The sequence below is a fragment of the Arenimonas sp. genome, from assembly GCF_047602345.1.
GTDB lineage: Bacteria > Pseudomonadota > Gammaproteobacteria > Xanthomonadales > Xanthomonadaceae > Arenimonas.
In genome coordinates, this window is record NZ_JASGHN010000010.1 from 109,337 (window position 1) to 131,707 (window position 22,371).

The following is a 22,371-nucleotide window of genomic DNA, read 5'->3' on the forward strand; positions in this document are numbered from 1 at the left end:
GGCTGAGAAGCAAAGGCCGCGGCGCGAACCACGGCCTTTCTCTTTGCGCCAGGATCAGCGCGCAACCAGTTTCATCAGCGCGAACAAGCGCGCGCTGCGCATCCAGCCCAGGGCGGCACTGCCCGCCTGCGTCAGCAGCAGACCAAGGACGATGCCCGTCGCGCCCAGCGGCAGCACATTGATCCGTCCCCAACCGAACAGCGCAGCGGCCAGCAGGCCCAACGCGGTGAGTACGACGTAGACGCCCAGGGTCGAGAACGGGCGACGCAGTACCAGCTTCAGGCCGCGCCACCAGGCGCGGATGGCCGAGCGCAGCTGCGCATCGGCGGCGAACTGCGCGCGTGCCGCCTCTACCGTCGCATGCATCAGCACGAAGGCGAAAACGCCGACCAGCAAGGCAATGCGACTCGCATGCTCGGCCTCGGATTCGAGGATCGCATGATCGCCCTTGTCGGCCGCCCAGGACAGCATGCCGCCGATGGCGGCAAGCGCCAGCGCCAGCGGCAGGACCGACCACAGCATCAGCCGGAACATGCGGCCGTACTCGCCGAGGCCGCCTTGCAACAAGGCCGCGAAACCGAGCGGGCGCGGCGAACGCGCGGCGACCACGCTCATGCCGGTCAACCAGGGCGAGAGCATGACGGTGATCGCCAGGCCGAGCATGAACCCGCTGTTGAGCGTGTAGCCGGCCTGTTGCATCGCCGGTATGGCGTCGTAGAGCGCACCGAGATCGAGACGCGCAAGCCATTCTCCGGCATGCACCGAATGATCGATCTGTCCGGCCAGCGCCCGCCAGAACGGAATCGCCACGATCGCCGTCGGTACGCACAGGCCCAGTACCCACAACAGCAGCAGACGCCATTGCAGGGCGCCAAAAGCCCCGTACCAGAATGCGCCGAATCCCGAAGTCCTTTCCTGTGCGTTCATAGCGTGCCCACCAACGAATAGAAGCTCTGCAATACCGCGGCCAGATCGAGGCTCCAGCGACGCGACGCGCGGCCATCGGCCTTCAGGGTGCGGCTGTTGTCCAACAGGTTGGCGTCGAGATTGTGTTTCTGCGCCGGATCCAGCCGGACCGACACGGCCTTGCTCGGCGTGGTCCAGGTGAAACGCTGCCAGCGCCGGGCATCGTCGAACTTCACCGTCTGGCGGCTGCCGTCGGCGAACACCACCTCCAACGTCTGCGGCACGGTGGCGCCAGCGCGTCGCACATTGACGATCGTGCGATAGGGATAGGGCCCGGCCTTGGTTTCGTCGGCCTGCGGATGTTTCTTCTTCCACGCGGCGCGCGCTTCGGAAACTTCCTCGTCCACCTGGTCGCTGGTTCGCACCAGGCGACGGCCGTCCACCAGGTCCGTACCCGCCAAGGGCAATACCTCCTCGCTTTCGAACAGCACGATGCGGTCGTCCACCTTCTGCACCGAATAGACCTGCTGCGCGAAGGTGCGCTCGACCAGTTCACGTTGGCCCGACACGTCGGCCAGGGTTTCGCGCAGGTCGGCCACCGACGGATGGCGGAAGCGCCAGCGCCTGTAGTACTCCTTGAACGCCCGTTCCATCGTCTGCTTGCCGATCTGTTCCTCGAGATCGCGCATCGTGGTGGCCGTGCGCGAATACACCGTGCCATAGCTGCGGCTGGAGAAGCGGTCCCAGGAATTGAAGCCGACGCCGTCGGCCGGCTCCATCACGCTGGCGGCCATGCGCTGCATGTCGAACACAGGCAGTTTCGGCACCAGGCCCAGTCGCTTCATCATCGGCGTGGCGAGATCGAGGGTTTGCCCGCGCCCGCGGATCATGCGCGAGTTCCAGTATTCGTTCAGGCCTTCGTCCAGCATCGGCTCCTCGAACTCGTTCGAGCCGAGGATGCCGTAGAAATAGCCATGGCCGAATTCGTGGATGTTCACGAAATCGATCAGGTACTGGTTCAGGGTGCCTTCTTCCACTTCGGACACGGAGTCCGCGGTGTAGAAGGTCGGGTACTCCATGCCGGCGGCGCCATCGCCGTTGAATGGCGGTACGACCACCGTCACCGTCCTGTACGGATACGGGCCCAGCGTCTCGGAGAAGTACTTGAGCGAATCGATCGTCGCCTTCAGCGACGGCGCGGCGGCCGCTTCGTTCTCCGGCGGATACAGCACGGTCACCTTGACGACCGGACTGCCTGCGCCGCGGTATTCGCCGACCAGGGGCTTGGCGGTGCGATTGTCGGCGGTCCAGGCGAAATCATGCACATCGCCCTGCACGAAACGATGCGTGACCATGCCGTTCTTCTCGACCGGCGTACCGACTTCCTCGCCGGTGGCGCCGACCGTATAGCCCTTGGGCACCGTCAGGCTGACGTCGTAGCTGCCGAAGTCCGCATAGAACTCGCTGTTGACGTGATACTCGTGCACGTTCCAGCGCGGCTCGGTGGCGCCGCGCTCGCCCGGCAATTCCAGCACGCCCATCTTCGGGAACCACTGGGCGACGAGATGAAAGCTGCCGACATAGCCGGAACGCGCAACCGCGAAAGGCAGTTGATCGAAGAAGGAAATGTCGATCGTCGTGCTCGCACCGGCCGCGACCGGTTCGGGCAGGTCGAAGCGCACGACGCTGCGGTCGGTCGCCGGACCGCCATCGGGCTGGACATAGCGCCAGGCGACCTTCTTGCCGCCCTGACTGACCGAGCGCAGTTCGATGTAGCCCCATTCGCCATCGGCGATATCGATCTCGTCGCGCGAACCAAATCCCGGCACGCGCTGCTCGGTCATGTAAGTGCTGCCCGGGCCTTCGAAAGCGTTGAGGTAGGTATGCAGGTAGACGGTGCGGATCTCGCGGTCGCTGCGGTTGCGCCAGGTCAGGCGTTGCTGCGCCTCGATGGTGTGCTTGACCGGATCGAGCGTGGCCTGGATGACGTAGTCGACCACGCGATCGGACAGCGTTTGCTCGCTGCCGGTGCGCTCGCCGCCCCAGGCGCCGGGCGCGCTCGGAACCTCGACCGCCGCCGCACGCGGCGAGGCGAACGGAATCTCCTGGCTGGCGGCTGTCGTTTCGTCGGCGACCGCTTCTGTCGGCTCGAGCGCTGGCGCGGCCGGCTTGCTCGTCATCTGCGCCTGCGAACCCAGGCCGATCACCAGCAGCGCGGCGGCGCCACTCCATTGCATACGACGCATCCAAGGCGACATCAGGCGGGCTCCCCGAATTGGCAAAGCGCGAGAGTAGCCGCAGGCCCGGCCCCGAAGATAGGCCTGAGGTCACGGCTTCGGGCAAACTGTGCGGCAATCCTTCCTTTCCGGTGCGGAGCCTTCCAGCATGCGGCGTTCTCCCGGGCATTGGCTGCTGTTGGTGGGCATCGTGCTGGCGGTGGCATGGTGGACCTCGCAGGGGACGCGCGAGCCCCGCCCGCGCCGTCGTCGCCGACAGATGCGGCGGCGACGCGCTCCGTTGCAGACGATCGCGCGGCGCAGGTTGGGTCGCCCGCCGTTGAAGAAGCCAGGATCGACACCGACGATACCGATGCCCTGCCTGACGAAGCGCGGGAAATCCTGCGCCTGATCCATGCCCGCGGCCCCTTTCCCTACGATCGCGATGGCGTGGTCTTCGGCAATTACGAAGGCCGGTTGCCGAAACAGCGGCGTGGCTACTACCGCGAATACACCGTCCCCACGCCAGGGCTGTCGCATCGCGGCGCGCGCCGCATCGTGACCGGCGGCGAGCCGCCGCGCGAGTTCTGGTACACGGACGATCACTACGAATCCTTCCGCCGCATCGAGGCCACGCCATGAGCCTGCTCTGGTTCGATGGCCTGCTGACGCGCCACGAGGACGCCGGCGTCTATTTCCTGCCGCAGGCCGACATCGATGAATTGCGCGAGGCGGCGGCGGTGAACCAGTTCCCCTGCCTGGAAATCGACCTGCACGGCGTACGCGACAAAGGCGGCCTGCTGCAGCGTTTCGCCGACGCCCTGCACTTCCCGTCGCATTTCGGTTTCAACTGGGATGCCTTCGCCGATGCCTTGGCCGATTTCCGGCCCGGCGACACGCTCGGACTGGTGTTGCTGCTGGAAAACAGCGGGCGACTGCGTCGCGAGGGTGTCGAAGACTTCAAGATCGCGATGGAAGTGTTGCAGTCGGTCAGCGCCGAGTGGGCGGGACGGCAACGCCCGTTCTGGAGTTTCATCGCGATGTCCGACGACGAGTTCGACGCGCTCGACTGAGACCCGTAGCCCCGGCGGCATCGCCGACCCGTTCTTCCGCTAACATCGGCCCGACCCCGGGATGCGGAGCGCATGATGCGTCGATGGTTGGCGGCCTTGATGTTGGGAACCGTGCTGGTCGGCTGCGCCGGCCTGGGCGGACACGAATCCGAACCCGTTGGCGCGCCACCGCCTCCTCCTCCGCCGCCGCCGCCTCCACCACCACCACCACCTCCACCGCCGCCGGTGGAGCCGGCGCGTCCGCCGGTCGATCCGGACAAGAACTACGCGCGCATGCGCGTGTTCTACGCGACCGATCGCGAAGCCGCGGCCAACTTCGCCGCCACACCCGTGGCCGAGCGCTACGGCGTGCGCCGCGGCGCGATGAGCTACGGCCAGGCCTACGTCAGCATTCCGCGCAACCATGTGCCGGGTGAACTGGAGGCACCGTCGATCTGGCGCCTCGAGATCCGCGAGGACCCCTCGCGCCATGTCGTGCTGCTGGGCCTGCTGAAGCAGTCGAAGGAAAATTTCCTGGCGACCTTGCGCCAGCGTATCGCGGCGTCCGGTGGCAAGAACGCCTTCGTCTTCGTGCATGGCTATAACGTCAACTTCGCCGATGCCGCGCGACGCACCGCGCAGCTCTCGTACGACCTGTCCTTCGATGGTGCGCCGATCTTCTACAGCTGGCCCTCGCAGGGCGTGCTGAAGGGCTATACGGTGGACGAATCGAACATCGAATGGTCCACCTCGCACATCAAACGCTTCCTGGTGGATGTGGCGGAGAAATCCGGGGCCGAGAATCTCTATCTGGTCGGCCACAGCATGGGCAACCGCGGTCTGACGCGCGCGCTGGCGACGCTGATGCTCGAACGCCCCGATCTGCGCGGGCGTTTCCGTGAAATCATCCTGGCCGCGCCCGATGTCGATGCGGAAGTCTTCCGCAACGATCTCGCGCCGGCCCTGATGCAGGCCGGCCAGCGCGTGACCTTGTACGCCTCGTCGAAGGACCTCGCGCTGAAGGCCTCGAAGGAAGTGCATGGTTATCCGCGCGCCGGCGACAGCGAAGGCCTCGTCGTATTGCCGGGCATCGACACCATCGACGCCTCGCTGGTGGACGACAGCATCCTCGCGCATTCGTATTTCGTCGAATCGGTGCCCGTCATCCGCGATATCGCGCAGATGCTGCGGCTCAAGCAATCGGCGCAGGAGCGGCGACGACTGCGCCGGATGAAGACCGCCCAGGGCGACTACTGGCAGTTCCTGCCGAAAGAGTGAACGATTCCCGCCTCGGTCCGCGCAGGCCGAGGCGAATACGCGGATAATGCGGCTTCGACTCCCGCGAGAAGACCGCATGAATCCGCCCCCCTATCTCGACGATGCCGGCATCGAACGCCTCGGCGACCTGCTCGATCAGCGCGCCGTGCCCTTCCAGGGCTTCAATCTGGAAGCACTCGATGGTTTCCTGTCGGCCTTGGCCGTCAGTCCCGAGCAAGTGCCCGCCAGCGAATGGCAGCCGCTCGTCTGGGGCCCGAAGCCGCCGCGCTGGGACAGCGACGACGAGTTCGCCGAGGTGCAGCGTCTGCTGCTCGGCCACTGGAACGCTTGCGTGGCGCGCGTGCGTTACGGCGACGAAGATCTGCCGGAGCATCTGTCGCCGCTGATGTGGCTACCGGAAACCCCGGAGGGCGACCACCCGGACGACCTCGATATCGGTCATGACTGGACGCATGGTTTTTTCCGCGCCGTCGAGCTGCGCGGCGAGGCCTGGCAGCAATGGCTGGAGAAGCACGACTGGGTGGACGAGATCTTCGCCCTGCTCGAACAGCTCGCGACCGGCGACGCGCCGGTGGAACCGGGCGATGCGCCGGAGAAAACCACCTATCGCGAACGCATGGAAATCGTCGCCAGCCTGCCCGGCATGCTCAACGACCTGCACCAGCAGCGCATCGACGATGCCACACCGCGCGAACCGGTGCGCCGCGGCCAGACCACCGAACGCAACGCGCTCTGTCCCTGCGGCAGCGGCAAGAAGTACAAGCGCTGCCACGGGGCGATGTAAGCGCTAGCGGTTAGTCCAGCTGAAATAATCGCAGCGTTTCTTCTGCTCGTGGCAGAAGAAAACCGTGGTCTCCCTGCCCTCGTGAATCGAATGGGCGAGATAGCCGTCCTCGCAATACTCGACGACGGTATCGCTCCAAGAATCGAAGGGCGCGCTGGGCGGCGCGCCGGGTTCCAGGCGCATGAAGAAAGCCGGTGCATCGGCGGAGGCGAACCAAAACTCGCCCACCGAAAAACCCAGATCCATATTCGTGCTGACGTGGATGTCAGTCGCGGATGCCGGCACCACATCGGGTAACCAGCCACCCAGGCCGCCTGCCCTGGCCTCGGCCAAGGTTGCGTAGTCGGTGGTGACCGAGTTGGAGAGCATGTCGCAGCCCGACAGCAGCGATGCCGCCAGAATCAAGCCTGCCCAGGTCCTGAAGCCCGTTGTTCTTGCAAATGGAAGCGGATTGTCGGGCATGCCGCGATGTCTTCAGTTGGACATGGCGAACGCTATCACTTCTCGCAGACGCAGGTCGGGTAGCCGTTGTCGAACACCACTTTCCACTGCCCCGCCGCATCGCGACGCCAGGTCGAATAGAAGGTCGCGAAGGCCTTGCCGTCCGGCCCGCTGACCGGACCTTCGGTGTAACCAAGGTCGCCGGTCGATGTCGGTTCAGCGAGCTCGGGTTTCCACGAGAACGGGGCCTCCGGTTTTTCGAAGAACTTTTTCCAGTGCGCGAGGATCGCCGCCTTGCCGCGCAGCGGCTTGCCGCCGTTGATGAAGACCGCATCGTCGGCGACGTAGGCGGCGAAGGCCTCGAAATCGCGATCGGCCATCGTCTTGGCAAAACCCGTCTCGGCCGCACGCAGGTCGGCAGCGGTATCGGCTGAGGCCTGCATCGCCCAGGTGGTGGTGACGAAGAACAGCAAAGCCAGGATCAACGGACGAAACATGCAGCGCTCCTTGAGGAAGAGGTCGTGGAAGACATCAGGCCTCGTCGCGTCCGACCCGGCAAGGCCGGAAAGTCATGCGTGGCGAAGCAAGGCCGGCAAGGCGCTCGCTGCCGTCTCTTCGATCACGATGTCGCAGCGCGAGGACAATGGCGTGCGCTGCGGATTGATCTCGATCACGAAGGCGCCTGCGTCTTTCGCCAGCAAGGGCAGGCCGGCGGCGGGATAGACCAAGCCCGAGGTGCCGACCACGAGACAGACATCGCAGCTTGCGGCCAGGGCCTCGACGCGGCGCAGGGCGTCGACCGGCAGGTTCTCGCCGAACCAGACGATATCGGGTCGCAGACGACCGCCGCAGTCGTGCGCGAGCAGGCCGCCAGGATCCTGATCCGGCCAGAAGTTGTGCTCGCCACAAGCAACGCAGCGCAGGTGCGACAGGCGCCCGTGCAGTTCGACGACATCGGTCGCCGCGTTCGCATCGCGCATCGCCGCCGCGCGCTGATGCAGGCCGTCCACGTTCTGCGTCGCGATCGTGGTGTCAGTGTGTATTGCCTGCCAGCGTGCGATCGCCAGATGCCCGGCATTCGGCTGCGCCTTCGCGACGATATCGCGACGCCAGCGATACCAGTCCATCACGCGCTCGGGATTCGCCGCGAAGGCTTCTGGCGTCGCCAACTCTTCCGGCGAATAGCGCGCCCACAAGCCGGTCTGCGCTTCGCGAAAGGTCGGCACGCCCGATTCGGCGCTCATGCCGGCGCCGCTGAGGATCAAGACCTGACGCGCCGCGGCGAGGCGGTCGGCGGCCTCTACTAGCGATGTGGAACTAACATCCAATTGAGACTTTCTGATGGTCAACGTTCCATGCCGAATCTAGTCATAGGCAAGAGGCACAGAGAAAATCCCCCATCGGCCATCGACCCTTTTCGCGTACAGCAGCGCCCTGTCGTCCACGCAAAACAAAGCCTCCGTCCTGTTTGCATTGAACCCGACTCGCGAAAAATCGATCGTACTCGCGTCACCCGGCAAACTTGCAAGCGCACGATCGGCGGCGGACGGGTAGCGGTCAAGCAACCTCGCTTCGGCGGTCAGGAAGTGCCAACGCAAGCGAAAAAGGGAAATAGGCTCGGCATCGGGCCCGTTCGCCGCCAAGAAGCTGTCGAGCAAAGCATTGGGCACGCCATCGATTGGACCTTCTGCGTAGCATGTCGATGGGCGACTGACAAACACCTTTTCCGAGTCGCGATACGGCGCCATCAAGTCCAGAAAGACATCCGTCTCTCTCGTGTGAAGCAAGGACAACGCCGCCACGACGCCGAGCATCAGGGCGATAGAAACGGTGGCGATGGCCTTGCGCTTCGTCACGTGCGTCCTAGGGCTGCGAACAATTCATCACATCTGGCCCCCGCAGCGGCGGCAGGCATTGCGAGAACGATTGCGCCGTCAACGCCGGCGCGATCTTCGAGATCTTCAGGATCTTCGGCAGCTGGTCGGGGTCACTGTCCGGCGACTCATCACGCACCGTCAGCCGGCCGTCCGGATATTCGATCTCGGCCGACCACACCGCGTCGCGCGACGCGCTGTTCAATCCCCAGCTAATCAGGCGCGTCTGTTCGCGGCCGATCTCGAGACGGTAGGTCGTGCTGACGCTGGAGCCGGCGCCGCAGGCCGTATCCCGGACCAAGGTGATCGTGAGCGTCTGCCCTTCTGCTTGGAATTTCTCCACGCGGCGGACCGCACAGGGATCGTTTTCGATCGTTTCGCTCGCCACATCAATGACTTCGCGTCGTAACTGCGCTCGGGCGTCAGCCGCCAGTACCTCGATCACGAGCTGGCGTGTATTGGCGTTGGGCGGCATGCCGACGTTGCCGACCGGCTCGCCCTCGCGTTTCCCCGGCGCCTGTTCCTCGATCACGTGCGCGCGCCAGACGGCGTCCGCGTCCAGGGCTTGGGGGCCGACGGCTTCGAGCGTGCGCCACTCGTGCACGGACTCCGTCGCGAGGCAGATGCGCGGCGCCAGGAGAACGAGGAGCGCGCCGCCTACGGCAGTAAAAAGACTTCGCATCCAATCCTCCCGTCCGGCTCGTGCTATCGACCAGACCAATCCTACTCCGAACCATTGAGTGCGCCCGCCTACAGCCTCGCGTACTCGAGGATCTCCTGGCCCATCAACACGCACTGGTCTTTCATGCGGTAGTAGAGAAAGCGCATGCGGTATTCGCCCTTGTAGACGTAGCCCCAGACTTCGAGCACCGCGAACTTCTGTTTCGCATTGGCCGGATTGCTGACGGGTGGAAGTTCCTTGACCTTGTCGCTGATCGAAATGCGGCCATCGTCACCGAAATGGAAGGCCAGCAGCTTGTGCGCCTGGGCGACGGCGTCATTGGAACACCGGGGCGCCGCCAGCACCGAACCGGACAGTCCGAACAACAGAAGAATCGAGGCGAGTGGCAGGTTCACGGCAAGCCTTGGTTTGTTGGAGGATCGAAGTTGCGACTCAGTACGCGTCGCTCCAGAATCGTCGGGCGCGTTTGCACAGGAGCGGCCAGCCGCCGAGCTCCATCACGAGTCGCCCCGTGAAGCGCCAACCCATGCAGTCCTGGCTTCGCAAATGATAGGTCAGGAAGATATGTCCGGTGGCGTCCATTGATGCTTCGATGCGCAGCTCGCCTTCAAGCGACACCCAAGGCCCCACGCTGCGCCCGATCCCCGGGCGAGCTGCGACCGATTCGAGAAAGTCCGGCAGCGAGGGTGCCATGAACGTACGAACGCTGCCGGTCACTCGGTAGTCTATGCCCTCCGCCACCACCGCGAGCTCGCCGTCCTCCGACTCGGCGCACGACAGGCTCAAGGTCGCGCCATCCGTCGAGGTCAACATGAATACGCTTTCCGTCGTGTCGCTCGTGCTCATGAGGCTCCCTGCTTCGCCAAAAGACCGCCTGAACCAAAGGCCGCTTCCGCGTATCGATCCGACCCTAACCCGGCGCTCGCCCGCGCATCTCCTCCTCTGCGCGCATTCTGCGCTAGCCTAGGGCGCCTTCCACGCCGGAGCCGACATGAGCGACGACCGCTTCCGCCTGTACAACGCCGAGCAGCTGGCGCCGGTGATCGACGACATGGCGCGCCAGGCAGCGAACCTGCTCGACGGCACGCCGACGGTGATCCTCGGCATGCTGCGGCGAGGCGCGCCCTTGGCCGACCGCCTGTACGCCAGCCTTCAGGAGCACGTGCCCGGTGCGGATATCCGTCGGCTGGATGTGCTGGTCAAGCGCTATGCCGACACGCTGGAACTGCTGCATCCGGATACGCGCCTGGACGCGCCGGTCGATGCCCACCTGGTCGGCAGTCGGGTCATCGTGGTGGACGACGTGCTCTACCAGGGCTATTCGCTGATGCGCGTGTTCGAATGGCTGGCGGGCCAGCGGCCGGCGGCCGTGCATGCGGCCGTGCTGGTCGATCGCCAGCGCTATCGGATGCCGGTGCGCGCCGACATCGTCGGCTTGACGATGAAGATCGCGCCGACCGACGTGATCGAATGCAACGTGCCACCCTACGAGAGCGATTTCGCGGTCGACCTGTTGCGCCCGGGCGGCTGAGTCCGCGCGCGTGACCGAGGCATTCAAGCTGTTGATCAATCTTGCGCGCATTCGCGAGGCGGGCGCGCATCTGCAGCGCGTCTGGCGCGATTTCGATCGCCGCGGATTCGAGAAACAGGCCCTGGCCGGACTCGATGCACTGGAGTTCAAGGCGCGGGCGATGCAGGTCGCCGATGCGCTGGAGGCTTTCCTGCCCGAAGATTTCGATCGCGCCGCCGGCATCATCGAGGCTTCGTTAGGTCCGCCGGGCGAAGGCGACGCGTTGGGTTTTCGTACCACGCCGGCGGGGCTCGCCGGCTGGATCTGCTGGTCGCTGGGCGAATACGTTGCGCGACGCGGTATCGAAACGCCAGAACGCGCCTTCGCCGCGTTGCATGCGTTGACGCAACGCTTCACCGCCGAGTTCGCCATCCGTCCGATCCTGCTGCGGCACCCGGACTCGGGTTTCCGAATCCTGCAGGCCTGGACGCGCGATCCGAGCGCGCACGTACGCCGGCTCGTCAGCGAAGGCAGCCGTCCGCGCTTGCCTTGGGGACTGCAGCTGAAGCCCTTGATTGCCGATCCGTCGCCCTCGCTGCCGCTGCTGCGCGCCCTGCAGGACGACGGCAGCGCCTATGTGCGCCGCAGCGTCGCCAATCACCTCAACGACATCGCCAAAGATCATCCGGATCAGGTGGCCGACTGGCTGCGGGAACATCTGCCTGGTGCCAGCGCCGAACGGCGCGCCCTGCTCCGCCACGCCAGTCGCACGCTGATCAAGCAGGGCCACGCATCCACGCTGAAGGCCTGGGGACTGGGTCGACCGCTCAACGCTGAGCTGCATTTCCAGGTATCGCCGAAGCGCCTTCGTGTCGGCGAGACGTTGCGGCTGCAGGTCGAGCTGAAATCGCAAGCCCGGCAATCTCAATCACTTGCGATCGATTACCTCGTGCACTACCTCAAGTCGAATGGCGGCTCGTCGCCGAAGGTGTTCAAGGGCTGGACGCTTCAGCTCGGCGCTGGCGAGACGCGGCGACTGGAAAAAACACATTCCTTCCGGCCCGTCACCACCCGCACGCTGTATCACGGAACGCACCGGCTGCAGTTGCAGGTCAACGGGAAAGTGGTGGCGGAAGCGGCCATCATGCTCGTCGAAGAATGATCGGCGCTCTTTTTCAGGGATTTTTTGCGAAAAAACTGAAAAAACACTTGGCGTCGAGCGTTGCCTGTCCTACAGTCGCGCTGTCGGTGCACCGCATGGCGCCCGGCTTCATCCCATTCCAAATCATCCAGGCACAACGCCCATGAGCAAAGCAAAGAAAGCCCCCAAGAAAGCCAAAGCTGCGAAGAAGGCCCCGGCCAAAGCCGGCCCGGCCAAGCCGATCAAGACCGCCCTGAGCAAGTCGGGTCTCGTGGCCCACCTCACTGAAACTACTGCTGTCGCCGCGCGCGACGTGCGCGCCGTGCTGGCCGCGCTGGAAAGCGCCGTCGCCGGTTCGGTCAGCAAGAAGGGCGCGGGTTCCTTCACCCTGCCCGGCCTGCTGAAGATCACCGTGGTCAATGTGCCGGCCAAGCCCAAGCGCAAGGGCATCAACCCCTTCACCAAGGAAGAGCAGTGGTTCGCCGCCAAGCCGGCCACCGTCAAGGTGAAGGTGCGTCCGCTGAAGAAGCTCAAGGACGCTGCGGCCTGATGGCCGTCGCGGTATCCTGAGATGCAGACAGACCGCGCTTCGGCGCGGTTTGTTTTTGTGCCGTCCGCCTCGTCGCGCCATCGACCGGCGCATTCGCCGCAGGTCGCTGAACCCGCTCATACGCATGCCGGCATCGGCCTTCCGCGAGAATCTCGCCGTCGGCAACCGACGGCTCTTCGCCTGAGACCCGGCCATCGCGCCGACAACGCTGCTCTCGACGCCGCGCTATCCCGATCTGGTTTCCCGCCCCGCTCACCGGAATATCGGCTGCAATGGCAGGCAAAAAGAAACGCCGCCCGAAGGCGGCGTTCCCGTGCTGCGTCGAACAGTTGATCAGTTCTGCACGTTCAACTCGGTGCGGCGATTGCGCGCGCGACCTTCAGGATTGTCGGAACCGTCGGCATTGGTGTTCGGCGCGATCGGACGGCTTTCGCCGAAACCGTTCGGACCGGCCAGGCGCGAAGCATCGATGCCGTGACCGGTCAGGTAGTCGTACACCGCCTTGGCGCGGCGCTCGGACAGGCCCTGGTTGTAGGCGTCGGTACCGATGGCATCGGTGTGGCCCGCGACTTCGACGCGCAGTTGGTCGTACTTCTGCAGGATCGAAACGGCCTCGTCAAGGATCGCGATCGATTCCGGACGCAGCGTGTCCTTGTCGAAATCGAAGTTCACGCCGCGCAGGTCGATCGTCAGCGGCACCGCGCAACCATCGGGACCGACGGCCTGACCGGCCTCCGAGGTCGGGCACTTGTCGTCGCAGTTGTTGACGCCATCGCCGTCGTCGTCCAGATCGGAGCAGGTCTGCGCCGGCTCTTCGGTCTTCGGCTGCTCGACCGGCGCGGGCGCCGCACCGAAGGAATGACGATAGCCGATGTTCAACGCACCGCGATCCTGCGTGTCATCGTTGAAGCGACCACGATAGCTGAAGAGCAGCTCGCCGCTGTCGCCGACGGTGAAGGCCACGCCGGCTTCGGCCTCGTACCAGTCGCCGGAAGGCGTGAAGCCGGGCATCGTGAAATGACCGTTGAGGGTGGCGGAACCCGCCTGCACGTAGGTCGTGTTGTCCTCGCTTTCCGAGGCATAGGCCACGCGGAAATACGGGCGCACGTAGCTCTCGCCGAGCTTGCCGGAACCCGCCAGCTGGTAGCCGATGCGGCCGACCACGGATTCGCGCTCGACTTCGCCGAACCACATCGACGAGGACGTATTGCTGTCTTCGGTATAGCCGTCCATTTCGACGCGCTGCCAGGTGGCGCTCAGGAACGGGCCATGCTTGATGGCGCCCGATTCGAACACATAGCCACCGCCAAGCTCGAAACCGTAATGCAGGGCATTGGTGCTGCCGGTTTCGGTGCGCACCGACGGACCGAGCACGATCTCGCGCTCGATGTCGAGGCTGCTGCTGCCGATGGTGGCGATGGCGTTGATGTAGCCGCCGCCGAAGTTCCACACGCCGAAGACCGAACCCAGGGCTTCGATCGCGTCGATGCCGCCGCCGTTGGCGAAATCGCCATCGGAGGAGTTGACGCTCAATGCGGCACCGAGGCTGAAGGTCTCGCTCATGCGGTAATCGAGGCCGGCGGTGAGCGTCCAGACATCGTTTTCGGCCGACATCGTGTTGACGCTGGCGTTGATGTCGTTCTTTCCGTACTGCAGGTTGGCGAAGAATTCGGTATCGCCGGTTTCTCCACCGTTCTTGGCCTGGAAGATGTGGCCGTTGATCGTGGTGCCGTGGTCGTCGTACGCCGCCAGCGGCGCTTCGACCGCCAGTGAAACCTGGCCCGGCGCAACGATGGTGGAATACACGACACTGGCCAGCATGGCGTGCGCAGCGCCGGTCGGGTGCACGCCGTCGGCGAACAACCAGGTGCTGTTGGTGCCGCTGGCATAGTGCAAGGGGTAGTTCGGATCGCCGGCCGGGCCGCAGGCCAGCGAGCCGGACAGGGCGCCGCAAGCGGTGCCGGTGACATTGCTGAAGCCGTATTCGCCCGGATTGGCGACGATCTCGTTGAACAGGCCGTAGACGTCGATCGCGATGATGCCGTCGCCGAGCGTGCCGACCACGCCATCGAGCGTGCTGTTGTAGACGAAGCCCAGACCGGACAGCGAAGCCTGGGCGCTGGGGCCCGAAGCGATCGCCTGCGGTGTCAGGCCGAGGTCGGGCAGGTTGAGAACGACGATGTAATTGGCGCCGGCGTTCTGCAGCGTGCCGACCAAGCCGCCCATGGTCTGCGCCGACAGGCCCGTCAGCTGCTGCGCCTGCGCCGGGGTAATGAAACCACCGCCCGCGAGGCCGGCATAGGTGAAGATGTCGTTGGCGCCGCCCCACATCGTGTAGAGCGCGTCGCCGTCCGCCTGGCCGCCGTTGGCGCCGAGATAACCGGTCAGCTGCGTCGTCAGCGAGAAAGAGCTCGGCGACAGCGCGCAGGTGAAGCCGGCTGGCGGAGCGCCAGCGACGTTAGCGCGCACGCAGGCGCCGCCGAAGGCGTAGTTGCTGCCGCCTGCGGCCGAATAGGTCTGGTTGAAACCGAATGCTGCGGCGAGGACCTGCGCATACACTGGATCGGGATTCGTGGTGAAGCTGCTGCCCGGCAGCGTCGCGGGATTGCCGTCGACGGCGCCAACGTTGCCGGCATCCGTGAGGCTGTCGCCGAAGCTGATGACGTTGGTGAATTCCTGCGCCGAGGCGGTCGAGATGCCGGCAAGCGCCAGCGCGAGTGCTGCAGTCAAACGATGTTTGCGAAGCATGACGAACTCCTGATCAGGGTTTGAAACATTCCGGACCACCGATCAGACGGACGGCGATGCATGACGGGACCCCTCTCCCTGCCCTGCCCCTTCCCCCCGCGGTCCTGTCGGTCCGCCTCCGGTCGTCTGCGCGACCGGTTAGAGCCTTCACTTTAATGGATGTTTAACCGCCATACCACTGCGTAGGTGGTGGGCCCCGGCCACGCCGGCGGGGGCAGCAAGGCTGTCATCGCTGGGTTTCAGGACTCCATGGGCTGTCCGGCCAAGGCGTGCCGCCGCCGCCGAAACCGGTCGGCCTCCCAGGCCAGGCTGCGCCAGAGCAGGTCCACCAGGAAGGCCAAGCCCAGCCCACAGACCACGGCCCCAACGATCAGGGCGTTGAAGTGGGTACCGACCGTGTTGAGCCCATAGCCGACGCCGGTTTCGACGATAAGCCACATGCCGACGAAATCGGTGGCCAGATAGATCGGGGCGGCCGTCAGCGGGTTGTTGATCAGTTGCAGACCGGCCATCACGGTGAGATTGGCGCGGAACAACAAGGCCGCCGCGAAAGCGATGATGAACTGGATGCCGTAGGTCGGCATCAGGGACAGCACCGTGCCGACATACACGGCCGGCAGGATCTGGGCGCGTTTGAACGACCACAGGAACGGCCGTTTGCGTGCCGAGGCCGCGAAACGACGAATGCCGGGATAACGATGCAGGTTGGCGCGACGCGGCAGTTTGCGCAGGAGCCAGCGCAAGCGACGGCGGCGCGCGCGCCAGCGATGCAGATAGCGCTCGAGCAGCGCGTCGCCGCTCATGCGCGGCGACGGCGCTTCGCCAGATGCACGAGCAGCAGCGAGATCGCCGCTGGCGTCATGCCGGGAATACGCTGTGCCTGGCCAATGGTCTGCGGCCGTACCTGCGTCAGCTTGCCCTGCAGTTCGGCCGACAGGCCCGAAATGCCCGCGAACTCGAAGCCCTCCGGGATTCCGGTGTCCTCGTGCCGGCGCTGCTTCTCGATCTCTTCGTGCTGGCGCTCGAGGTAGCCCGAATATTTCACGCCGATCTCGACCTGTTCGGCCACTTTCGCATCGTCCGTGCCGGGGCCGAGACCGGGCACGCGCATCAATGCGCGGTAGTCGAGCTCGGGACGCTTGAGCAGATCGAGCGCAGTGCACTCTCGACTCAAGGCAATGCCGGTGCTCTGTTCGATGTCGCGACCAAGCGCATTGTTCGGTGCGGCCCAGATGGCGCCGAGGCGCGCATTCTCCTGCCCGACCGCCTCGGCCTTGCGCGAATAGGTCTGCCAGCGCGCCTCGTCGACAATGCCGAGCTCGCGACCGATCGGCGTCAGCCGCGCATCGGCGTTGTCCTCGCGCAACTGCAGGCGGTATTCGGCGCGCGAGGTGAACATCCGGTAGGGCTCGCTGGTGCCGTGCGTGATCAGGTCGTCGATCAGCACGCCGATATAGGCCTGGTCGCGGCGCGGCGACCAAGCCTCCTGTTCCTGCACGGAACGCGCGGCATTCAAGCCGGCAACCAGGCCCTGCGCCGCGGCCTCCTCATAGCCGGTCGTGCCGTTGATCTGCCCGGCGAAGAACAGGCCGGAAACGGCCTTCGTTTCCAGCGACGCCTTCAGGCCGCGCGGATCGAAATAGTCGTATTCGATGGCGTAGCCGGGGCGCGTGATATGCGCGCGCTCGAAGCCCCTGATCGAATGCACGAGTTCGATCTGCACATCGAAAGGCAGGGAGGTGGAAATGCCGTTCGGGTAGATCTCGAAGGTGTCGAGGCCTTCGGGCTCGATGAAGATCTGGTGCGATAGCTTGTCGGCGAAACGCACGACCTTGTCTTCGATGCTCGGGCAATAACGCGGGCCGACGCCTTCGATGACGCCGGAGTACATCGGCGAGCGATCGAGGCCGCCACGGATGATCTCGTGCGTGCGTGCGCTGGTATGCGTGATCCAGCACGAGACCTGTCGCGGATGCAGCGAGGCGTCGCCGACGAAACTGAAGGTCGGGATCGGATCGTCGCCCGGCTGCTCGGCCAGATCGCTGTAATCGATGCTACGTCCGTCGATGCGCGGCGGCGTGCCGGTCTTCAAGCGGTCGACGACGAAAGGACCGTCGCGCAGCTTCTCGGCCAGGCGCGTCGCCGGCGGGTCGCCGGCGCGGCCGCCGGCATGGTTCGTCAGTCCCACATGGATCTTGCCGGCGAGGAAGGTGCCGGCCGTCAGCACGATGGCCGGCGCATCGAAACGCAGGCCCGTGTTCGTCACCACGCCGCGCACGCGATCGTTCTCGATGACGATGTCGTCGACCGCCTGCTGGAACAAGGACAGGTTCGTTTGCGTCTCGACCCTGCGGCGGATGGCCGCCTTGTAGAGAACGCGATCGGCTTGGGCGCGCGTCGCGCGCACGGCGGGGCCCTTGGACGCGTTCAGGGTGCGCCACTGGATACCCGCGCGATCGGCCGCCAATGCCATCGCGCCGCCGAGCGCATCGATCTCCTTGACCAGATGCCCCTTGCCGATGCCGCCGATAGCGGGGTTGCAGCTCATCTGCCCGACGGTTTCGATGTTGTGCGTGAGCAGCAGGGTACGCGCACCGGCGCGCGCCGACGCGAGTGCGGCTTCGGTACCGGCATGGCCGCCGCCGATCACGATCACGTCGAATTGGAACTGCTTGTTCGCCATTGGAAATCCGCTCATGCCATCACCATCGGCGACTAAACGCGCGCGTCCTGCGCTCGCCGGGTCACCCAGCCCGCTTCAGGCTGCAGATCGCAAGTCTCGCCAAATCGCATCGTCACGGGGTGCGTAGTTTAGCGGCTCGCCCACGATCGCCTTGCCTTGTGATCGATTTCACAATTCCGATCTTGGTGCGTCAGCCATCCGAAAAGTTGGCACACATCCTGCATTGGCCTACCTCGCACCCATCGCGGCCGACGCCGGGGGGCGTTGACCAGACTGAACAGGGGCTGGTCGGGCGCGCGAGGGGGATGCCAGCGGGGAGTTCCGGGGGGAACTCCCCGCTTTTTTATTCCGATCCGGTCAATGGCGCGCAATGCGCCTGTCGCTTGAAGAATGGCGGCGCCCGGAGAGCATTGGTGGAACAGGGGGGATCCAGAGAACGCCGCCCCGGGCGCCGCGCAAGCGTGATTTTTTCCGTACAGCGTCACTTAGCGACGCTACGTGTCAGTTCAAAGCATGCGGCCAAGTTCCCGGGACTGCAAGTACCGGGTTCTCAGTTCCCGCGATCTCGCGATCTGCTGCGGCCGCCACCGCGCGATTCACCGCGTGCCGGCGAGTCGGAGGAGCGCGATTCCGACCTCGAACCGGAACGCGGCGACGCCTCCGGGCGGTAATTCGGTCGCGACTCCCTCGGCCACTGTGCCCGCGGCGTAGCGGCCTCGTTTTCCTCCCAGGGGCGCGGCGTCACGCGTGGGCGCGGCTCGGCGCCGTCGCTCTGGCGCGGGTAGGCCCTGGGTCGACCCGTGTCGCCGCGCAGCTCCTGCCAGCGGCGCCAGTCCGGACGTTCCTGCGGGCGTATCGACTCGGTCTGGACGTCTTGCGGATCGCGATCGCGCCCCAGGGCTTGGCCGATCCCGTGCTCGCCCAGTTCGAAACCAGCGCGAGGTTCGCGCTCCGGCCGCGGGTTGTGCGGCGGACGCGGACGGAAGATGTCGCTGCCATCGGACGACCCACCCTCGTTGCCAGCCTGATGTCCATCGTGATCGTCGTCGTTCCCGTGACCATCATGGTGGTCGTCGTGATCGTGCCCGTCGCCATCATGGTGGTCGTCGTGATCGTGCCCGTCGCCATCATGGTGATGGTCGTGTCCGTGACCATGGTGCGGCCAACCCCAACCGCCCCAACCACCCCAGCCGTAATAGTTCCAATAGCCGCCGTAGCCGTAGGTGTAGCCGAAACGCCAGTACGGGTCGTAGCCGGTGCCGTACCACCACGGCAAGCACGCCCGATATTCGACCGAACAATAGCCACCGAAGGTTTCGATACCGATCGACGAGAAGCCGAAATAGACCGGGCCGTAGCCATATGCGCCATAGCCATAGCCGCGGTAATACGGGTCATAACCGTAGTAGGCGTCGTAGGGCGACACCGAGTCGTAGTAGGCCGGGCCGCTGCCATGGCCGTAGGCGACGCCGCCACGGTATGAACTGGTACTCGCGCAGCCAACGAGCGAAGCGCCGACGACAAGAGCGATGGCGGTACGTACGAACATGGGACACCCCCGGCTAGGACCTCAGTCTGGTCGGCCCGCCGTGAATTGTCGCTTAAGGATTCACGCCCGGATGAACGCCGCTAGGCGCACCGGTGCGCCGGTGCTAAGGTGCCGCCTCCTCCTGTTCTGCGGAACCGATCGCGATGGCGCTGCACCAGGCCTCGGGGCGCTGGAAACTCGGTCTGTTGCTGGCCCTGGTCACGGCCGCCTGCTGGGCGACCCTGCCGGTGGCGCTGAAGATCACGTTGGAACAGGTCGATCCGATCACCCTCACCTGGTTCCGCTTTCTCGTCGCCTCCCTGGTGATGTTCGCCTGGCTGGCCGTGCGCGGCGGGCTGGCCCAGTTCGCCGCGCTCGACGGCCGGCGCTGGGCCTTGCTGGCGATCGCCGGGGCGATGCTGATCGGCAACTACGTCTTCTATCTGCTCGGCGTCGAACACACGTCGCCTGCGAACGCCCAGCTGCTGATCCAGCTCGCACCCCTTCTGATGGCCTTGGGCGGCATCTTCGTGTTCCGCGAACCGTACCGGTTGGGCCAATGGATCGGTCTCGGCATCATCGTGCTCGGACTCTGCCTGTTCTTTCGCGACCAGTTGCAGGCCGACAGCACGTCCGCCGGCGGCTACCTGCTCGGCTCAGCGTTCGTGCTGATAGCCGCCGTCGTGTGGGCGGTCTACGCCCTGATCCAGAAGCAGTTGCTGCTGCGCCTGAGCTCGCCGGCGATTCTGCTCTTCATCTATGCGTTGGCGTCGATCGCGCTGCTGCCGTTCTCGCACCCGTCCCGGTTGTCCGGCCTCGATGCAGGTCACTGGGCCTTGCTGGGCTACTGCGCGCTCAACACCCTGATCGCCTATGGCGCGTTCGCCGAAGCCCTGGCGCATTGGGAAGCCTCGCGCGTGTCGGCAATACTCGCCACCACGCCCCTGCTCTGTCTGGCCACGGTCGCAGGCGTGCATGCTCTCTGGCCGCTGAGCATCGCTTCCGAGGCCGTTACCGCACTGGGTTATGCCGGCGCTGTCCTGGTGGTGATGGGTTCGACCGCGAGCAGCCTGCTCGGCAACCGAAAGGCAACGACGACATGAGCGCAATCCCCGTATTCGACGACGTACTCGCGGCGGCGGCCCGTATCGCTGCGCATGCGCAGGTCACACCGGTGCGTCGCTCACGATCGCTGGATGCGCTCGCCGGCTGCGAGCTGTACTTCAAGTGCGAAAACCTGCAGCGTGCGGGCGCCTTCAAATTCCGCGGCGCTTGCAATGCCGTATGGTCGTTGGACGACGAGACCGCCGCGCGCGGCGTCCTGACGCATTCTTCCGGCAACCATGGCGCTGCGCTCGCGTTGGCGGCGAAGACGCGCGGCATTCCCGCCCACGTCGTCGTACCGGAAGGCGCAGTGCGTTCGAAGATGGCCGCGATCGAAGCCTTCGGCGCCACCTTGCATGTTTGCGCGCCGACATTCGCCGCTCGCGAAGCGACGGCCGAGCGCCTGCGCCAGGAAACGGGCGCACGGCTCGTGCATCCGTATCACGATCCGGCCGTCATCGCGGGACAGGGCACGGCGGCGATGGAACTGCTGAAGGAAATCGGCGAACTCGACATCGTCATGACGCCGGTCGGCGGCGGCGGCCTGATTTCCGGCACGGCCATCGCCACCCGTGGATTGGCGCCGAACGCGCGCGTCATCGGCGCCGAGCCATCAGGCGCTCCGGACGCCTGGGAGTCGCTGCGTGATGGCGAACGGCCGACCGAAATGACGGCGAACACGATCTGCGATGGCCTGCGCGGCATCATTGGCGCGATGAACTTCGACCTGATGCGCCAGTACGGAGTCGAAGTGCTGTTGGCCGACGACGACGAGATTCGTCGGGCGATGCGCCTGATGTGGGAGCGACTGAAGCTGCTGGTCGAACCGTCGAGCGCGACCGTGCTCGCCGCCGTGCTGCGCAATCCGGACCGTTTCGCCGGTCGCCGTGTCGGCCTGGTGCTGTCGGGCGGCAACGTCGACCTGGACGACCTGCCGCTGTAATCTTTGCGCGGGCGCAGCGTCGCCGCGAAAACCCATGAGGACACCGGCATGACCGACGAACGCATCGAATGGACCGGACGCCCATCGCAATGGCAGAACCTGGGCTGGTTCGTTTCCTGCCTGTTGGTGCTGCCGATCCCGTACGCGATCTGGCGTTGGCTGGTGGTCAGCAGCACGGTCTATACGCTGACCGATCAACGCCTGAAATTCAGCCGCGGCGTGTTCAACAAGACCGTCGACGATCTGGAGCTCTACCGCGTTCGCGACACCAAGTTGCAGCAGAACGTATGGGAACGCATGCTCCGCCTCGGCGAACTCACGTTGTTCACGACCGATGCCTCGACGCCGGAAGTGAAGCTCGGGTGGATCGCCGACGCCGAATCGGTACGCGAGAAGATCCGACACCTGGTCGAGGCGCGTCGCGACGCCAAACGCGTGCGCGCGCTGGAAGGCGGTCACGACCTGCACGACCCGCTGCTGTAGATCCCCTCATGAATGCCTTCGCATCGGCCCTGACCTTGCTTGTCGCTGCTGCCGCGACGCTGCCGCCGGACGTCCTCGTGCTCGATCGCGTCAGCGTCGTGGCGGTGTTCACTCCGGACTCGGAGATCGGCGAGGCCGAACGCGATGAAGAGGGGTTCGCCGATTTCGTCGACGACTTCGAGCACTACCGCCGCGAAACGGCCCAGGCACTTCGCGACAACCCCAAGGTGTTCTACGCCGACTCGAGCGCGAAGGAGTTCCGCTTCAAGGGTTCGTCGCAGCCTGTCTCGCGGCAATCGCTTTCCGGCTACGGCTTCATCGTCTATGCGCCAGGGCACGACCCGGTACTGTTTCGCGGGGTTGCCACCGACGATGACGTGTTGTGCGCGCTCAAGCGCCTCGCGCCCTCGTCGGGCGTGACGCACCGCTGCGAGTAAGCGGGGCGCGA

The 22,371-nt window shown here is 65.3% G+C and carries 24 protein-coding genes and 1 pseudogene; 11 read left to right on the plus strand and 14 right to left on the minus strand.

Translation table 11 applies throughout. The annotated features are described in order from the left end of the window. Positions 1 to 54: 54 nt before the first annotated feature. Together QM707_RS13295 and QM707_RS13300 are read right to left on the minus strand one after the other, a co-directional pair. Entirely contained in the window at positions 55 to 927 is an 873-nt protein-coding gene (locus QM707_RS13295) for a hypothetical protein (RefSeq protein ID WP_415002359.1), read from the minus strand. Further along, on the minus strand, positions 924 to 3,164 hold the full coding sequence (locus tag QM707_RS13300; protein WP_415002360.1) for a M1 family metallopeptidase: 2,241 nt from the start codon (positions 3,162 to 3,164) through the stop codon (positions 924 to 926). Before QM707_RS13300 ends, QM707_RS13295 begins: the two co-directional genes overlap by 4 nt. A 183-nt stretch (positions 3,165 to 3,347) precedes the next feature. Between QM707_RS13300 and QM707_RS13305 the strand changes: the two genes are divergently transcribed. The 4 genes from QM707_RS13305 to QM707_RS13320 all read left to right on the plus strand — a co-directional run bounded on the left by QM707_RS13305 (position 3,348) and on the right by QM707_RS13320 (position 6,236). Then, a complete protein-coding gene (locus tag QM707_RS13305) occupies positions 3,348 to 3,764 on the plus strand; it encodes a ribonuclease domain-containing protein (RefSeq protein ID WP_415002361.1) in 417 nt (138 codons plus the stop codon). Beyond that, complete coding sequence (locus tag QM707_RS13310; RefSeq protein ID WP_415002362.1) at positions 3,761 to 4,195, plus strand: barstar family protein; 435 nt, start codon at positions 3,761 to 3,763, stop codon at positions 4,193 to 4,195. Before QM707_RS13305 ends, QM707_RS13310 begins: the two co-directional genes overlap by 4 nt. Before the next feature lie 75 nt (positions 4,196 to 4,270). Next, positions 4,271 to 5,452 carry an alpha/beta hydrolase gene (locus QM707_RS13315; RefSeq protein ID WP_415002363.1) on the plus strand — a complete coding sequence of 394 codons (1,182 nt, stop codon included), beginning with the start codon at positions 4,271 to 4,273 and terminating at the stop codon, positions 5,450 to 5,452. 76 nt (positions 5,453 to 5,528) lie between these two features. Next, on the plus strand, positions 5,529 to 6,236 hold the full coding sequence (locus QM707_RS13320; RefSeq protein ID WP_415002364.1) for a UPF0149 family protein: 708 nt from the start codon (positions 5,529 to 5,531) through the stop codon (positions 6,234 to 6,236). Positions 6,237 to 6,239: 3 nt separating this feature from the next. Here QM707_RS13320 and QM707_RS13325 read toward each other — a convergent pair whose 3' ends face one another. The 7 genes from QM707_RS13325 to QM707_RS13355 all read right to left on the minus strand — a co-directional run bounded on the left by QM707_RS13325 (position 6,240) and on the right by QM707_RS13355 (position 10,079). Then, positions 6,240 to 6,698: a hypothetical protein gene (locus tag QM707_RS13325; protein WP_415002365.1), complete on the minus strand. Its 459-nt coding sequence runs from the start codon at positions 6,696 to 6,698 to the stop codon at positions 6,240 to 6,242. Positions 6,699 to 6,733: 35 nt separating this feature from the next. Next, positions 6,734 to 7,174: a YybH family protein gene (locus tag QM707_RS13330; RefSeq protein ID WP_415002366.1), complete on the minus strand. Its 441-nt coding sequence runs from the start codon at positions 7,172 to 7,174 to the stop codon at positions 6,734 to 6,736. A gap of 72 nt (positions 7,175 to 7,246) precedes the next feature. Continuing rightward, entirely contained in the window at positions 7,247 to 8,026 is a 780-nt protein-coding gene (locus QM707_RS13335; RefSeq protein ID WP_415002367.1) for an SIR2 family NAD-dependent protein deacylase, read from the minus strand. Positions 8,027 to 8,041: 15 nt separating this feature from the next. Further along, complete coding sequence (locus QM707_RS13340; RefSeq protein ID WP_415002368.1) at positions 8,042 to 8,533, minus strand: hypothetical protein; 492 nt, start codon at positions 8,531 to 8,533, stop codon at positions 8,042 to 8,044. Between the two features lie 7 nt (positions 8,534 to 8,540). Beyond that, on the minus strand, positions 8,541 to 9,155 hold the full coding sequence (locus QM707_RS13345) for a hypothetical protein (RefSeq protein ID WP_415002369.1): 615 nt from the start codon (positions 9,153 to 9,155) through the stop codon (positions 8,541 to 8,543). Between the two features lie 146 nt (positions 9,156 to 9,301). After that, a complete protein-coding gene (locus tag QM707_RS13350; RefSeq protein ID WP_415002370.1) occupies positions 9,302 to 9,628 on the minus strand; it encodes a hypothetical protein in 327 nt (108 codons plus the stop codon). A gap of 37 nt (positions 9,629 to 9,665) precedes the next feature. Next, a complete protein-coding gene (locus QM707_RS13355; RefSeq protein WP_415002371.1) occupies positions 9,666 to 10,079 on the minus strand; it encodes a DUF6228 family protein in 414 nt (137 codons plus the stop codon). Positions 10,080 to 10,224: 145 nt separating this feature from the next. On the opposite strand from QM707_RS13355, the gene QM707_RS13360 reads away from it, so the two are divergent. The 3 genes from QM707_RS13360 to QM707_RS13370 all read left to right on the plus strand — a co-directional run bounded on the left by QM707_RS13360 (position 10,225) and on the right by QM707_RS13370 (position 12,434). Next, positions 10,225 to 10,764 carry a phosphoribosyltransferase family protein gene (locus tag QM707_RS13360; RefSeq protein WP_415002372.1) on the plus strand — a complete coding sequence of 180 codons (540 nt, stop codon included), beginning with the start codon at positions 10,225 to 10,227 and terminating at the stop codon, positions 10,762 to 10,764. Positions 10,765 to 10,774: 10 nt separating this feature from the next. Then, positions 10,775 to 11,905, plus strand: coding sequence for a hypothetical protein (locus QM707_RS13365; RefSeq protein WP_415002373.1), 1,131 nt, complete (start codon positions 10,775 to 10,777; stop codon positions 11,903 to 11,905). A 142-nt stretch (positions 11,906 to 12,047) separates the two neighbouring features. After that, positions 12,048 to 12,434, plus strand: a complete 387-nt coding sequence (locus tag QM707_RS13370) for an HU family DNA-binding protein (protein WP_415002374.1) — start codon at positions 12,048 to 12,050, stop codon at positions 12,432 to 12,434. A gap of 333 nt (positions 12,435 to 12,767) precedes the next feature. On the opposite strand, the gene QM707_RS13375 is transcribed toward QM707_RS13370, so the two are convergent. From QM707_RS13375 to QM707_RS13395, 5 genes and pseudogenes are all read right to left on the minus strand, one after another. Next, positions 12,768 to 14,255 (minus strand): autotransporter domain-containing protein, encoded by a 1,488-nt coding sequence (locus QM707_RS13375; protein WP_415002808.1) that lies wholly within the window; start codon positions 14,253 to 14,255, stop codon positions 12,768 to 12,770. Then, positions 14,256 to 15,182 (minus strand): annotated as a pseudogene (locus QM707_RS13380) (SGNH/GDSL hydrolase family protein); the annotation flags it as partial. Positions 15,183 to 15,421: 239 nt separating this feature from the next. Beyond that, the gene (locus tag QM707_RS13385; RefSeq protein ID WP_415002375.1) at positions 15,422 to 15,985 is read right to left on the minus strand and encodes a DUF2062 domain-containing protein; all 564 of its coding nucleotides are present in this window, start codon (positions 15,983 to 15,985) and stop codon (positions 15,422 to 15,424) included. Further along, positions 15,982 to 17,865: a tRNA uridine-5-carboxymethylaminomethyl(34) synthesis enzyme MnmG gene (gene mnmG / locus QM707_RS13390; RefSeq protein ID WP_415002809.1), complete on the minus strand. Its 1,884-nt coding sequence runs from the start codon at positions 17,863 to 17,865 to the stop codon at positions 15,982 to 15,984. Before mnmG ends, QM707_RS13385 begins: the two co-directional genes overlap by 4 nt. A 550-nt stretch (positions 17,866 to 18,415) precedes the next feature. Next, a complete protein-coding gene (locus QM707_RS13395; protein ID WP_415002376.1) occupies positions 18,416 to 19,414 on the minus strand; it encodes a hypothetical protein in 999 nt (332 codons plus the stop codon). Positions 19,415 to 19,557: 143 nt separating this feature from the next. Between QM707_RS13395 and QM707_RS13400 the strand changes: the two genes are divergently transcribed. Genes QM707_RS13400 through QM707_RS13415 form a run of 4 tightly spaced genes read left to right on the plus strand, consistent with a single transcriptional unit; the run spans position 19,558 to position 22,360 of the window. Beyond that, positions 19,558 to 20,496, plus strand: coding sequence for a DMT family transporter (locus tag QM707_RS13400; protein WP_415002377.1), 939 nt, complete (start codon positions 19,558 to 19,560; stop codon positions 20,494 to 20,496). After that, a complete protein-coding gene (locus tag QM707_RS13405; protein ID WP_415002378.1) occupies positions 20,493 to 21,440 on the plus strand; it encodes a pyridoxal-phosphate dependent enzyme in 948 nt (315 codons plus the stop codon). The genes QM707_RS13400 and QM707_RS13405 overlap by 4 nt, the downstream gene beginning before the upstream one ends. 48 nt (positions 21,441 to 21,488) lie before the next feature. Continuing rightward, positions 21,489 to 21,923 (plus strand): PH domain-containing protein, encoded by a 435-nt coding sequence (locus QM707_RS13410; RefSeq protein ID WP_415002379.1) that lies wholly within the window; start codon positions 21,489 to 21,491, stop codon positions 21,921 to 21,923. A gap of 8 nt (positions 21,924 to 21,931) precedes the next feature. Further along, entirely contained in the window at positions 21,932 to 22,360 is a 429-nt protein-coding gene (locus QM707_RS13415; RefSeq protein ID WP_415002380.1) for a hypothetical protein, read from the plus strand. Positions 22,361 to 22,371 lie beyond the last annotated feature (11 nt).

Excerpts from the sequence above, each read along its gene's own strand:
- QM707_RS13295 (WP_415002359.1), bottom strand. The coding sequence starts at position 927 with ATGAACGCACAGGAAAGGACTTCGGGATTCGGCGCATTCTGGTACGGG.
- QM707_RS13300 (WP_415002360.1), bottom strand. The coding sequence starts at position 3,164 with ATGTCGCCTTGGATGCGTCGTATGCAATGGAGTGGCGCCGCCGCGCTG.
- QM707_RS13305 (WP_415002361.1), top strand. The coding sequence starts at position 3,348 with ATGGTGGACCTCGCAGGGGACGCGCGAGCCCCGCCCGCGCCGTCGTCG.
- QM707_RS13310 (WP_415002362.1), top strand. The coding sequence starts at position 3,761 with ATGAGCCTGCTCTGGTTCGATGGCCTGCTGACGCGCCACGAGGACGCC.
- QM707_RS13315 (WP_415002363.1), top strand. The coding sequence starts at position 4,271 with ATGCGTCGATGGTTGGCGGCCTTGATGTTGGGAACCGTGCTGGTCGGC.
- QM707_RS13320 (WP_415002364.1), top strand. The coding sequence starts at position 5,529 with ATGAATCCGCCCCCCTATCTCGACGATGCCGGCATCGAACGCCTCGGC.
- QM707_RS13325 (WP_415002365.1), bottom strand. The coding sequence starts at position 6,698 with ATGCCCGACAATCCGCTTCCATTTGCAAGAACAACGGGCTTCAGGACC.
- QM707_RS13330 (WP_415002366.1), bottom strand. The coding sequence starts at position 7,174 with ATGTTTCGTCCGTTGATCCTGGCTTTGCTGTTCTTCGTCACCACCACC.
- QM707_RS13355 (WP_415002371.1), bottom strand. The coding sequence starts at position 10,079 with ATGAGCACGAGCGACACGACGGAAAGCGTATTCATGTTGACCTCGACG.
- QM707_RS13360 (WP_415002372.1), top strand. The coding sequence starts at position 10,225 with ATGAGCGACGACCGCTTCCGCCTGTACAACGCCGAGCAGCTGGCGCCG.
- QM707_RS13370 (WP_415002374.1), top strand. The coding sequence starts at position 12,048 with ATGAGCAAAGCAAAGAAAGCCCCCAAGAAAGCCAAAGCTGCGAAGAAG.
- QM707_RS13375 (WP_415002808.1), bottom strand. The coding sequence starts at position 14,255 with ATGCTGGCCAGTGTCGTGTATTCCACCATCGTTGCGCCGGGCCAGGTT.
- QM707_RS13385 (WP_415002375.1), bottom strand. The coding sequence starts at position 15,985 with ATGAGCGGCGACGCGCTGCTCGAGCGCTATCTGCATCGCTGGCGCGCG.
- mnmG (WP_415002809.1), bottom strand. The coding sequence starts at position 17,865 with ATGGCGAACAAGCAGTTCCAATTCGACGTGATCGTGATCGGCGGCGGC.
- QM707_RS13395 (WP_415002376.1), bottom strand. The coding sequence starts at position 19,414 with ATGTTCGTACGTACCGCCATCGCTCTTGTCGTCGGCGCTTCGCTCGTT.
- QM707_RS13400 (WP_415002377.1), top strand. The coding sequence starts at position 19,558 with ATGGCGCTGCACCAGGCCTCGGGGCGCTGGAAACTCGGTCTGTTGCTG.
- QM707_RS13405 (WP_415002378.1), top strand. The coding sequence starts at position 20,493 with ATGAGCGCAATCCCCGTATTCGACGACGTACTCGCGGCGGCGGCCCGT.
- QM707_RS13410 (WP_415002379.1), top strand. The coding sequence starts at position 21,489 with ATGACCGACGAACGCATCGAATGGACCGGACGCCCATCGCAATGGCAG.
- QM707_RS13415 (WP_415002380.1), top strand. The coding sequence starts at position 21,932 with ATGAATGCCTTCGCATCGGCCCTGACCTTGCTTGTCGCTGCTGCCGCG.